General features: G+C 40.1%; 13 protein-coding genes. 5 read left to right on the top strand and 8 right to left on the bottom strand.

Going from position 1 to position 12,331, the window contains the following annotated elements; all coding sequences use genetic code 11:
• Positions 1–330: 330 nt before the first annotated feature.
• Entirely contained in the window at positions 331–1,374 is a 1,044-nt protein-coding gene (locus ACMGGO_RS11660; RefSeq protein ID WP_328012332.1) for a beta-propeller fold lactonase family protein, read from the top strand.
• Between the two features lie 107 nt (positions 1,375–1,481).
• On the opposite strand, the gene deoD is transcribed toward ACMGGO_RS11660, so the two are convergent.
• Entirely contained in the window at positions 1,482–2,189 is a 708-nt protein-coding gene (deoD, locus tag ACMGGO_RS11665; RefSeq protein WP_048395686.1) for a purine-nucleoside phosphorylase, read from the bottom strand.
• Between the two features lie 111 nt (positions 2,190–2,300).
• Complete coding sequence (locus ACMGGO_RS11670; RefSeq protein WP_048395688.1) at positions 2,301–2,519, bottom strand: YozE family protein; 219 nt, start codon at positions 2,517–2,519, stop codon at positions 2,301–2,303.
• Positions 2,520–2,767: 248 nt separating this feature from the next.
• Between ACMGGO_RS11670 and ACMGGO_RS11675 the strand changes: the two genes are divergently transcribed.
• Positions 2,768–4,609 (top strand): methyl-accepting chemotaxis protein, encoded by a 1,842-nt coding sequence (locus ACMGGO_RS11675; protein WP_420281916.1) that lies wholly within the window; start codon positions 2,768–2,770, stop codon positions 4,607–4,609.
• Positions 4,610–4,824: 215 nt separating this feature from the next.
• Here the strand turns inward: ACMGGO_RS11675 and msrB are convergent, their stop codons facing one another.
• From msrB to ACMGGO_RS11700, 5 genes are all read right to left on the bottom strand, one after another.
• Positions 4,825–5,253, bottom strand: a complete 429-nt coding sequence (msrB, locus tag ACMGGO_RS11680) for a peptide-methionine (R)-S-oxide reductase MsrB (RefSeq protein WP_048395692.1) — start codon at positions 5,251–5,253, stop codon at positions 4,825–4,827.
• Positions 5,246–5,779: a peptide-methionine (S)-S-oxide reductase MsrA gene (gene msrA / locus ACMGGO_RS11685; protein ID WP_420281917.1), complete on the bottom strand. Its 534-nt coding sequence runs from the start codon at positions 5,777–5,779 to the stop codon at positions 5,246–5,248. The genes msrB and msrA overlap by 8 nt, the downstream gene beginning before the upstream one ends.
• 12 nt (positions 5,780–5,791) lie before the next feature.
• Positions 5,792–6,373 (bottom strand): YpmS family protein, encoded by a 582-nt coding sequence (locus ACMGGO_RS11690; RefSeq protein ID WP_048395694.1) that lies wholly within the window; start codon positions 6,371–6,373, stop codon positions 5,792–5,794.
• A 4-nt stretch (positions 6,374–6,377) separates the two neighbouring features.
• Positions 6,378–7,307 carry a GDSL-type esterase/lipase family protein gene (locus tag ACMGGO_RS11695; RefSeq protein WP_227744879.1) on the bottom strand — a complete coding sequence of 310 codons (930 nt, stop codon included), beginning with the start codon at positions 7,305–7,307 and terminating at the stop codon, positions 6,378–6,380.
• A 396-nt stretch (positions 7,308–7,703) separates the two neighbouring features.
• Entirely contained in the window at positions 7,704–8,546 is an 843-nt protein-coding gene (locus ACMGGO_RS11700) for a DegV family protein (protein ID WP_036080608.1), read from the bottom strand.
• Positions 8,547–8,821: 275 nt separating this feature from the next.
• Between ACMGGO_RS11700 and trhA the strand changes: the two genes are divergently transcribed.
• The gene (gene trhA / locus ACMGGO_RS11705) at positions 8,822–9,457 is read left to right on the top strand and encodes a PAQR family membrane homeostasis protein TrhA (RefSeq protein WP_048395699.1); all 636 of its coding nucleotides are present in this window, start codon (positions 8,822–8,824) and stop codon (positions 9,455–9,457) included.
• Positions 9,458–9,500: 43 nt separating this feature from the next.
• Here trhA and ACMGGO_RS11710 read toward each other — a convergent pair whose 3' ends face one another.
• Positions 9,501–9,977, bottom strand: a complete 477-nt coding sequence (locus ACMGGO_RS11710) for a dihydrofolate reductase (RefSeq protein ID WP_054549236.1) — start codon at positions 9,975–9,977, stop codon at positions 9,501–9,503.
• Positions 9,978–10,137: 160 nt separating this feature from the next.
• Between ACMGGO_RS11710 and ACMGGO_RS11715 the strand changes: the two genes are divergently transcribed.
• Both ACMGGO_RS11715 and ACMGGO_RS11720 read left to right on the top strand, forming a co-directional pair.
• On the top strand, positions 10,138–11,055 hold the full coding sequence (locus ACMGGO_RS11715; RefSeq protein ID WP_420281918.1) for an alpha/beta hydrolase: 918 nt from the start codon (positions 10,138–10,140) through the stop codon (positions 11,053–11,055).
• Between the two features lie 62 nt (positions 11,056–11,117).
• Positions 11,118–12,314: a class I SAM-dependent rRNA methyltransferase gene (locus ACMGGO_RS11720; RefSeq protein WP_420281919.1), complete on the top strand. Its 1,197-nt coding sequence runs from the start codon at positions 11,118–11,120 to the stop codon at positions 12,312–12,314.
• The last annotated feature ends 17 nt before the right edge of the window (positions 12,315–12,331 follow it).

The raw sequence follows: 12,331 nt of genomic DNA on the forward strand, positions 1-12,331 counted from the left end.
GTGTACGAATGAAAAGATATCGAAGAAGCTATTGGAAAGCTAATGTAATAAAATTGATTTTTATCGTCAAATCAGGAAAATGTTTTCGAAGATCCCTTATAACGAAGATCATATTCAATTTCAATGAATCTTATATCATTTTTAATCAAGCTAAACATCTTCATGTCTCCTATGCTTTTTAGTTTCATCATACTGCATTTTTTAGAAGAACCGTACTCAGAAGTTTAGAACTATTCCAATAACAAGTAAAAATGGTAAAAGAGAATGGCTAGGTAAACGTACAACAAGCCTAGCTCTTTACGCATAAAGTAGCCATATATGACTGAAAGGATGTCCTGTGTGGGGAAAGAACATAAATATTTTCAAAAATTCAAGTTTACGTCAAATCCAAATTGTCATTGTCGCTGTTGTTGTCCTTGTTGTCGTTGTAAATGTAAGCCGCCATTTTTACCCATACCACCAAGTTGTCATTATCTCGTCTATGTGACAGATGCTGGGCAGCTCGCAACGCCTGATAATAGAGTTTCTGTGATCGATACCGCAACAAACACAATCGTCGCTACCATTCCAGTAGGATCTGCTCCGCTAGAAGTAGCGATTACACCTAATGGCGCTTTCGGCTATGTTCCAGCGCTCTTCTCGGATAATGTAACGGTTTTTAGTACTGCCACAAACTTGCCAATCGCTACCATTCCTGTAGGCATTGACCCCCTTGGTGTCGCCATTTCACCAAATGGAGCACTTGCTTATGTATCCAATCACGGATCGAACACTATATCGGTCATTAATACAGCCACCAATACCGTAACAGCCACTATTCCAGTAGGGCTACAACCTCAAGGTATTGCCTTTACGCCAAATAGTGCGTTTGCTTATGTTGCCAACGAGAATTCCAATTCAGTATCTGTTATTAATACTGCAACCAATACGGTGATTGCTACAATCCCTGTGGGAATTCGTCCTAGATCCATTGTTTTGACTCCAAGCGGGCAATTTGCTTATGTGACAAATGAAAATAGCAATTCGGTATCGGTTATTAATACCACTACCAATACAGTAGTGGCTACCATTCCTGTTGGTACAGGACCTGTAGGAACAGCGATTACCCCTGATGGAACGCTTGTTTACATTGTGAATAAAGGCAATAATACCGTATCTGTCATCAATACAGCCACCAATACGGTGATTGCAACTATTCCTGTAGGTGCATCTCCAGACCAAGTAACCATCTTGCCAGATGGTACTTTTGCCTATGTAACAAATCAAGTAGACAATACGGTGTCTGTCATCGACATAGCAACAAACATGGTAATTGCAACAATCCCAGGATTTAACGGGCCTACTGGTATCAAAACTGGAACAATCTGTCTATAATTACCCCTAAAAAAAGCAACCGACTACTTCCACCCCATCTTAGAAAATGGGCTGTTTTTTGTCGGTTGCCTGCATTCTTTATAAAGTTAATTATGGCTACAGTTAGCTTAGTCTTGAATCGCTGCGTCTAAAGCGACCACGATCATGTCATTGAATGTTGTTTGACGTTCTTCAGCTGTCGTTACTTCACCAGTGATGATATGGTCACTTACTGTTAGAACAGCAAGTGCTTTACGGCCGAATTTTGCCGCTAATGTGTAAAGAGCTGCTGATTCCATTTCTACCGCTAGTACGCCGTATTGAGCTAATTTTTCGTTTTGGTGCTCATCTGAGTAGAATAAATCTGCTGTGAAGATATTCCCTACTTGTAAGTTAAGACCTGCATCTTTACCTGCATTGTATGCTTTTAATAAAAGATCAAAGTCAGCGATTGGTGCGAAATCGATAGCACCGCCCCAGATGATTTGGTTCATACGTGTATCAGATGTTGCTCCTTGTGCTAAAATCACGTCACGTACTTTTACATCTTTTTGAATTGCACCACAAGTACCTACACGGATTAATTTTTGAACATCATATTCTTGCATTAATTCTGTTGCGTAGATTGAAATAGATGGCACACCCATACCAGTTCCTTGTACAGAAATACGTTTCCCTTTATACGTACCAGTGTATCCGAACATATTACGTACTTCGTTGTAGCAAATTACATCTTCTAAAAATGTTTCCGCAATGTATTTTGCACGCAATGGATCTCCTGGAAGTAAAATTGTGTCAGCGATTTCACCTTTTTTTGCATTAATATGAATACTCATACTGCAATCCCTCTTTTCTGTCAGTTATCACTATAAATAATACTGTGTTTCTGTCATTTACGCAATGCTAGACGTCTAGCAACTACAAAATTATTTATAGTTTTCGTACAATTATGCTTGTTCCTCATAAAGTGTCCACAAAGTATCAAAGGTCTGGATTGTTAGGTTTTCCGTTGCATAGGTTTCTATATAGTCGGACAACTCATTAAAGTCTGTGCTCTGCTTTGGAAAATTATGCTCATGAAACACTTCCTCTGCAAAGCGTACTTTAGGGTCAGACCAATCGCCACCTCGATAGGTTAGGACATATAAATAAAAACTTTTCTTCATCGAACAAATTCCCCTTTTTATGCATTGGCTTTTCGCTAGTGTATCAAAAAAAATAGCATTCGTCATAAATTCCACTACTACAATATTTTACCCACTTATGATTTTAGAACTATTTTCATGGTCGATACTGACTTTTGTCATAGTTATTTTATCTGAAAAATTTTAATTTTTAGAAATAAAGATAGAAAAATCTAGCAAAATAAGATAAAATTGAAATCGATTATTTAAAAAATAGGAAGGTGATGGCGATGAAAAAGACTAAAAAAACCCATGGTACAGCGAAAAAACGCCCGTCTCTCTTTACTTTTAGCTTTTTTAAGAAGAGGAAAGCTTCTACACAAGGGGAAACTGGGAAAAATCCCCCTCCTATTAAAGAAAAACGACAACGTTTTTACCATTTAATTCGGGGTAAAGTGCTTATTATGTTTGCACTTCTTATTGTAATTAACGGTATTATGGGTATATTGTCCTATGTCAATATACAAAACTTGCAGCACCAAATGGAAGATTTCACAAAGAAAAATGTGCAGGAGCAACTAACGGTGAATCAACTTGCCTATGAGATTGCTAGACTGACCAATTTAGAGCAATCGTATTTAATTACGGGTAACGGCATTTATTCTACTTCTTATCATTTAAAAATAGATACCATTAATAAAAAGCTAGCCGCTTTGAAAGATCAATTTCAAGATCGCCAAGTGGAACTCGGTCATATGCAGGCAATCGAGCAATATTATAAAAATTACCTTGATTATTCAGATAAAGTCATGACAATGCGTGATGAGCTCGGTCTTGAGCAGGCTCGTAAACTGATGATGGGTGCTACTGGGGAAACAATGAAAACACATATCGATCAAAACATTGAGACCATTAATACTGTCATGGACGATTCCAATAAAACAAAATTAGACAAGCTTAACCAGCAGGTAAATATTTCTATCACTACATTCTTTCTCGTTTCAATTGTTGGCTTTTTAGCGATTGTAATTTTTGGCTTTATGCTATTTAAATCATTAAAACGTAATACACAAGCGATTAATGACTCTATCCTTGATATTGCCCAAGCAGGAGGCGATTTGACAAGACGTGTAAATGTGCGTAATCGTGATGAATTTTCGATTATTGCAGCCTCGACAAATACGTTAATTGAGTCGATTTCTAACTTAATTCGACGCGTAAGTGAGTTGGCGGATCATGTATCAAGCAGCAGTCAGGAGCTAATGTCCTTAGCAGATGAAAATGCGCGTACAATTCAGGATATTGCGGATGCGACAGCAGATATTGCGAGTGATAGTGACAATACGATTTCCAGTATGAATAGTGCGCAGCAAAAAATGAGCGACTTAGAGCATTCAATGCATCAATTAAATGAGCAAGCGAGTGCTGTCCATCGTGCCTCTATCGCCATGCAGCAAGCAGCCGATGAAGGTAGCCGCTCTGTAGAGCAATCATCACTCGTCATGCAATCCATTGAAGAAACAATGGCTTCTACAACATCTACTGTGGAGGCGTTAGGTCGTAAATCTGCGAATATTACCTCTATTATTGGTACGATCACGGCCATTTCTGAGCAAACGAATCTCCTCGCTTTAAATGCGGCGATTGAAGCGGCAAGGGCTGGTGAGCATGGACGAGGCTTTGCTGTCGTAGCCGATGAAGTTCGCAAACTGGCAGAGCAATCTCAAAGTGCAGCGAAAGAGGTGACATCGATTGTCACATCTATCCAAGATGAGGTCACATCCATCATTGCTCAAAATCACGAGGGTGTGACAACGGTCATCAGAGGCGTTGAAGTAACAAACGAAACAAATCAATCCTTAGCCAACATTTTATCGCATACCGAAGAAACAACGTCAATCATCGCGGCCATGGTGGATAAAATTGCGACAACGCTTGAAAATAGCAATGCGGTGGCAAGTGACTTTATTCATGTCAATGCCTACGCAGAACAATCCGCGGCCAACACTGTGACATCTGCGGCAGCAGCCACACAAGGCTCCGCCTCCATGCAGGAAATCAACGCTGCTGCCACTGAGCTTGCCCAACAAGCAGATAGCCTACGCAACCTCGTGAGCGAGTTTAAAGTTTAAGCGAACTGAAAGAGAGAGGGAGAACCAATTTTTTATTGGTTCTCCCTTAACTTTGCTGGGCTATCCCCCTAATTTGCGGGGCTATCCCTCACTTTGAGCAATCTATCCGCTACTTTTTCAGGTTTATCCTCCACTTTTAGATTTCTATCCTTCTAATCTGCTGTTTCTCATGACCATAAAAAAACCTAGCAAGGAGCTACCTTGCTAGGTTTTTACTATTTAAATAGTGCTAGGTATTCGCCATAGCCTTCTTTTTCTAAATCTTCTTTTGCGATAAATCGAAGCGCTGCTGAGTTTATGCAGTAGCGTAAGCCACCTTGCTCACTTGGGCCGTCTGGGAAGACATGTCCTAGATGCGAATCCGCTTCTTTGCTGCGTACCTCCACACGACGCATACCGTGAGATGTATCGAAATGCTCAGTTACCTGTTCTTTTTCAATCGGCTTTGTGAAGGCTGGCCAGCCACAGCCTGAGTTGTATTTATCGAGTGAGCTGAATAAAGGCTTGCCAGACACAATGTCTACGTAGATGCCTTCTGCAAAATGGTCATCAAACTCATTACGGAATGGTGGCTCTGTGCCATTTTCCTGTGTGACATAGTATTGCATCTCTGTTAGTTCTTTTAAACGTTGTTCCTTATTCATGTTTGTTCCCCCAGTGTTGCTCCTGAAACGCTCGACGACCTGATCCAATCGAATAGCGCTCATAGTGCATTGGATTTTTCTTATAATACTGTTGATGATAATCCTCAGCCGGATAAAACGTAGTGGCTGGTAAAATTTTTACCATAATTGGTTTATCAAACTTGCCAGACGCTTGTAAATCTGACTTTGAACGTTCAGCTAGCTCACGCTGTTCTTCGTTATGATAAAAAATGGCCGTTGTGTAGGATTCTCCACGGTCGTAAAATTGACCCCCTGCATCTGTTGGGTCAATTAAAGTCCAATAAATCGCAAGTAGCTGCTCGTAGCTATATAACTCATCATCAAATGTGATTTGTACAGCTTCCACATGCCCTGTTGTTTCCGAGCAAACCTGTTCATAGGTAGGATTTACAACATGTCCACCTGTATAGCCTGAGATTACGGAATTAATCCCAGGTGTTTCGTCAAAGGGCTTGACCATACACCAAAAACAGCCTCCCGCAAATGTTGCATATTGCTTTGCCATTCATTTCACTCCTTATTCACCAGGAACAATAATTTCCAATAAGATTTTATCCTTTGGTAAGTCCAATTCTTTAGCACGTACACGTGAACCAGAGGCAATATTAATGCGCGATAAATCAATATATATTTCTGCTTTATTCGGATTCACGGTAATCCATGAGGGAAATTCCACCGAATCGCGCATGATTTTCATTGTCGTTTCTGGTGGAATGTTTAATAAACCTACATTCATGCCTGTCTGTTTTAAAATAATATTCCCCTTGTCATCCACAATAGGATCAAAATTCATGGAAATGGGGATTTCCGTATAGAATACCGTCAGTGTGCTACGTAGTTGAATATCATCCCCAATTGTGAAATCAAGTGGTAAAGGTGAGCCTTTTGCTGCATCCTTTAGGTATTTTTTTGAGATCGATTCTAATTCCTTTGTTGTGGTTTGCACCACGAGTACATTTCCTTTGCTTTCACTTTCACCTGCTGAACTCTTCGCAACATGGACGCCATCCACTGGTCTAGTTGCTAAAAAAACGACGAGGAGGATTGCAAAAAGCACTGTGCCCGCTAAGGCGAAAAACGCGACTTTCCATTTATTCATTTTGTCACTCCTCGAAGCCTATTGCCTTGTTAATCTTTTTTTCCATACCACACTGCTCCATTGCTGCTAGTATACGCTCTGTCATTTTTTCATACCCCTTTGCATTCGGGTGGAAAAAGTCTGTATGATAGACGAGCTCTTCATTTGAATCAAACAAATCTTCTACTGATACGTAACAAGCATTGGAATCCTTGCTGGCTACTTCCTCTATCACATTATTCCATTCTGTGATAATCGTATCAAATTCATTCGCCTCATTGGTTACAATCGAAAATGGATTGTAAAAACCAATGAGTAATAAGGGCACTGTCGGATTTTTAGCACGAATGCCTTCTACGATTTTGCTGTAACGTTCCTTGTATGCCAGTAATTCCTTATCAAAAGCATCACGTTTCAGGTTAAATAAATCCTGCCTGACGACCTTCATGACATCATTGCCACCCATTGTTAAGGAAATTAGCTGTGCTTCTTGCAGCTCCTCATCATAATGCCCTTTTTTCACTAATTTTAGTAGCTGATCGCTGCGTCTGCCACGTTTGCCCCGATTATCAACCTCTACATCCGAAATCGAAGGCCATGCGAGCAATGAATCTGCTAATCTTCCAACATAACCGTCTTGACTATACTCATCACCGACACCATCTGTCAACGAATCTCCCAGTGCCAAGTAATGTAGTTGCTTTGCTTGTTCTTCATCAATTTGCGATAAATCCTCTGCTGATGGCTCAAAAAAATGTTCAAAAATTTGCGTCAACATATTCTTAGATGTTTTTTCCTCATCTTCTGTTTGTTGCTCATCCTGCGGTATATCTTGCTCCGTTCCTGCTTGCTCACCTTCAGGTTCTGCTTGCGGATTCGGTTCATCGATTGATATTGCACAACCACTTAGTACAAAGACGGTCAAACATGACAACATAAATCGCCAAATGTCCATTTGACCACCTTCCATCCCTTTCTATTACTTCTATTATAGAATAGTTCATGCCGCAATGAAAAGTGACTTCCCCTTAGTTCTCCATAATTTTGTGTGCTTGCCAAATTTCCTCAGGTGTATGTATGGAAAAATGTGTGTTTATACAGTGTGCCTTTATGCAGAAGGGATGATAATTAGTAGGATGTCTGATTATTTTTGGTGGCAACGTGATCACTGTTTGATTGAAGCTACTGTTCAACACGATTACTATTTAAAGCCGCTCACGCTCATAGTTAGTCGAAAACTGATCACAGCTAAACAAAAACTGCTCATCTTTGAATAATCCGCTCATCCTGCTAGTAGATCCACGTATAATAAAAAAGCCACTACATTTACTTATGTAGTAGCTCCTTCCTGTTATTCTGCAAAATAAATAAAACCAATTGCTCCTGGACCTGTGTGTGTCGAGATGATTGGAGATGTAAAGGCAATTTCAACATCGTTAAAGCCAGTTTCTTCGATCAGCGCTTTTAATGGGTTGCCCATCGTTACTAGGCCATCTGCATGGGAAATGCCGACTGCCTTAACTGTTTTTCCAGCTGTATCTGCTTGGAATTGTTTAAATAAAAAATTGACTACTTGTTTATGACTACGTACCTTTGACACAGGATTGTATACGCCACCTTCAAGGTTGGCAATGACTTTGATGTTTAGGAGGGAACCGATAAAGCCTGTGCCTTTACCAATTCGACCGCCTTTGATTAAGTTTTCGAGCGTGTCTACAATAACGTATAAATGTGTATTGTCTCGTACCTTTTCTAAACGTGCCACGATGTCCTCCACAGTTGCGCCTTCATCTCGCATGCGGATGGCCTCTCGTAGTTGGATAGCTAAACCAATCGCGATAAAGCGTGAGTCAATGACTGTCACATCGGCGTCTGTCATTTGAGCTGCTTGACGAGCTGATTCTACTGTGCCACTCATACCACCAGTCATATGGATGGAGATAATTTGATCGCCATCTTTACCGAGCTCATCATATAATTCCTTAAATTTACCTGGTGCTGGTTGTGAACTTTTCGGTAAATTTTTTGCATTTTTCATTAAGCCTAAAAAAGATTGTGGCTCTAAGTCCACTCCATCTGTATATGTTTGACCATCAATTTGAATCGTTAAAGGCACGATATGTATGCCATGTTGTGCTACTTCTTCTTTTGTTAAATCACAAGTTGAGTCCGTTACTATATGAATTCGTCTCACTTCGACACATCCTTTTACTTCATTAAAATTTATTATATAGACTAATGAATCATTATGTAAACATGACATTTGTCATTAGGCAAAGCTCTGTCCTAGCTAGCATGTAAACGCTACCTTGGATACTATAGCGTTTTCACCTACCTCTTGTCTATCAATGCCCCTCAAAGAATATGACAGGCTTATGACATTTTTGATATGAACTATATGACAAATGTAAATGTTCATCTATAAATTATTGGGGTATAGTAAATGTATGAACGAAAGGAGTGTTTCAAATGGTTGATTCATTTGACTATAAATCATGGAGGGAAGAGCTGTGGAATGCCATAACACACGGTATTGGTTTCATTGCTAGTATTCCAGCACTGGTTGTTCTACTGTTAGCAGCCGTACAAACAGGAAATGCCCTACATATTACAACCTTCAGCATTTTCGGTGCGTCTGTCATCATTCTGTTTTTAATGTCTACATTACTACACAGTATGCCAGAAAAATATAAACACTTTTTCGCTATTTTGGACCATTCGTCCATTTATATTTTAATTGCCGGCACCTATACGCCGTTTTTATTAATTGCCGTTGGTGGTTCCCTTGGATTGACGCTACTATGTATTATTTGGTCATTGGCTGTGCTTGGTGTATTGTTTAAATGTTTCTTTATTAATCGCTTTGAAGTACTTTCATTAATTTTTTATATTGGTATGGGCTGGTTAATTATTTTTGCCATTAAGCCCGTTTATCTGTATTTAGGTTTACATGGCTTTGCTTTACTGCTAGCAGGTGGGCTATTCTATACGATTGGAGCCATCTTTTATGCATGGCGCTCTCTGCCCTTTAACCATGCAATCTGGCATCTCTTTGTGCTAGCTGGCTGTGCCTCCATGTATGCGTGTGTTTATTTTTATCTATAATAAAAGCAATCGCTCATTGTAAAGGGAGCGATTGCTTTTTCGTTTATTTACGTTCAAAAATTTGATATTGGAATGTATAACCTTCTGGTGCTGTTTCAGGCTCCTCTGAAGAGACTTGAACAAAATCTTGCTCATAGCTCGGGAAATAGGTGTCTCCCTGAAAGGCATGATTAATTTTTGTGATATACAAGCGATCAGCCATCTCCATCACTAAACGGAAAATTTGCTCGCCGCCAATAATCATCACCTCAGGTACATCTCCAGCTAGCGCTAAAGCACCTTCCAAGCTAGTGACAATTTCAATGCCTTCTGCCTGATAGTTTTCGTCACGTGTAATGACGATGTTGCGTCGCCCTGGAAGTGGTCGACCGATGGATTCAAATGTTTTACGTCCCATAATCATAGGCTTGCCCATTGTTTTTTGTTTAAAATACTGCAGATCCCCAGGTAAATGCCAAGGCATCCCATTGTTATATCCGATGACGTGATTGTCATCATGTGCCACAATTAAAGAAATCATACTGTCCCTCCAAATACTTTCGTCCCTTTTATTATAAACATAATGCGCTTATTTCACCTATTTTTAAATAAATAAACATTTGTTACACCTAAATCCTAGTAAAATTATATGAATAGTTTATAATAGGAATAACAAACCTCTCAAAAAAGGAATGATGAAGATGATAACTTTAAGAAAAGAAGCTGTTCAATATCTAGAAGCTCAGCGTACTGGTACACCTTATTACAAAGTTTCACCGCAGGAAGCGAGAGCCATGCGGACGGTTACACAATGGCAATCTGCACACAAACCGAAGCTAGCATCCATTGAGGATCACAAAATTACAGTGCGAGATGGCGAACAAATTACAGTTCGGCTTTATACGCCCGTTCTCGGTAAAACATTACCTGTTATTGTTTATTATCATGGTGGAGGCTGGGTCTATGGCAATCTAGAATCTGTCGATGCAGGCTGCCAGTTATTAGCAGACCAGGCACAGGCGATTGTGGTATCAGTGGATTACCGCTTAGCACCTGAATATCCTTTCCCAACACCCTTACATGATGCCTATGATAGCTTAGTATGGGTGCACGATCATATGGAATCCTTAGGTGGCGATGCAAGTCGATTATCAGTTGCTGGGGACAGTGCTGGCGGAAATTTGGCTACTGTAGTTGCATACTTAGCTACTGCACTCGAGGGACCATCGTTACACGCTCAAACACTCATCTATCCTGTCACAAATGTCGATTTTTCAACAGTATCTTATCTGGCATATGGTGAAGATTACGGCTTAGATACACAAGCCATGCAGTGGTTCTCTCATCACTATACAGAGGAAGCAAACTTCACAAATCCACTTGTGTCCCCTCTTCAACTAGAGGAAGTCCGTAACATGCCGAAAACATTCATTATAGCTGCAGAGGCAGATGTTCTCTTTGATGAGGGTCTAAGCTATGCACAAAAGTTAAAGGCTGCTGGTGTGGTAGTGGAACATATTACAATGCCAGGTTTAATCCATAGTTATTTCAGTAAAATGAATTATTTTGAAGAAGCAACGATTGAAACCGTGACAAAAATTGCGCAATTCCTGAAATAAGTTTGGCTATCCCGCGCAAACAGTGCGATAATAGAGCAAAACGTTTTTTAAAGGATGACACTATGACACAAACAATAGCTCTACAAATACAACAGCCCTTTTCTGATCAATTAAAAAAAGGCTTCCCACTTATTTCAAAGGATGCGGTTGATGCACGACGTTTACCTGCTGAGCAAGGAACACTCCTCAGGCTCATGGATCATCATAACCGTTTTATTGGAACAGGTTACTACGGCATCCAAAACAAAGGGATTGGCTGGGTGCTAACGACCGATACGAATGAAACAATTGATAAAACTTTTTTTATAAAAAAATTCAAAAAAGCCATCGACAATCGTGCTGCATTTTTTAGCAATGAAAACACAACAGCCTTTCGTGTGTTTAATGGTGAAGGAGATGGCATCGGCGGTCTTACGATTGATTTTTTTAACAGCTACTACATGGTAAGCTGGTATAGTGAGGGCATTTACTCATTTAAAGAAGTGGTGTATGAGGCGCTTGCTGAGACAGTAGACTACCAAGCGATTTATGAGAAAAAACGCTTTGATAGCAAAGGACAATATATCGAGCAAGATGATTTTGTAATGGGCACGCCAGGAGAATTTCCTATCATGGTGAAGGAAAATGGTATGACCTATGCGGTGCATTTAAACGATGGCGCCATGACAGGGATTTTCCTCGATCAACGTGAGGTACGATTGGCTATTCGAGAGCGTTATGCCAACAACACAGACATGCTGAATACATTTTCCTATACAGGAGCATTTTCTGTGGCAGCCGCTCTAGGAGGAGCCATCAAGACAACGAGTGTAGATGTGGCAAAGCGTAGTCTAGCCAAAACGATTGAGCAATTTAGTGTCAATCATATTGATTATGAGGCACAGGATATAAAAGTCATGGATGTCTTCCATTATTTTAAATATGCACAACGCCATGCTTTACAGTTTGACCTTGTCGTATTAGACCCACCTAGCTTTGCACGTACGAAGCAAATGACCTTTTCAACGGCAAAGGACTACCCTAAATTACTAAAGGACACGATTGCCATTACCGCTAAAAACGGCATCATCGTGGCTTCCACAAATAATGCCAGCTTTGGCATGAAAAAGTTCAAAGGCTTTATTGACCAAGCATTTAAAGAGACTCGTACACGCTATAAAATTGTCGAGGAATACGGTTTACCGAAGGATTTCCGTGTACCACGTGAATACCCTGAATTTAATTATCTGAAGGTCGTGTTCATCCAGAAAATCGACTAACCAATCGAGAATCACAC

The sequence above is a fragment of the Lysinibacillus sp. BNK-21 genome (genome assembly GCF_048684915.1).
Classification (GTDB): Bacteria; Bacillota; Bacilli; order Bacillales_A; family Planococcaceae; genus Lysinibacillus; species Lysinibacillus capsici.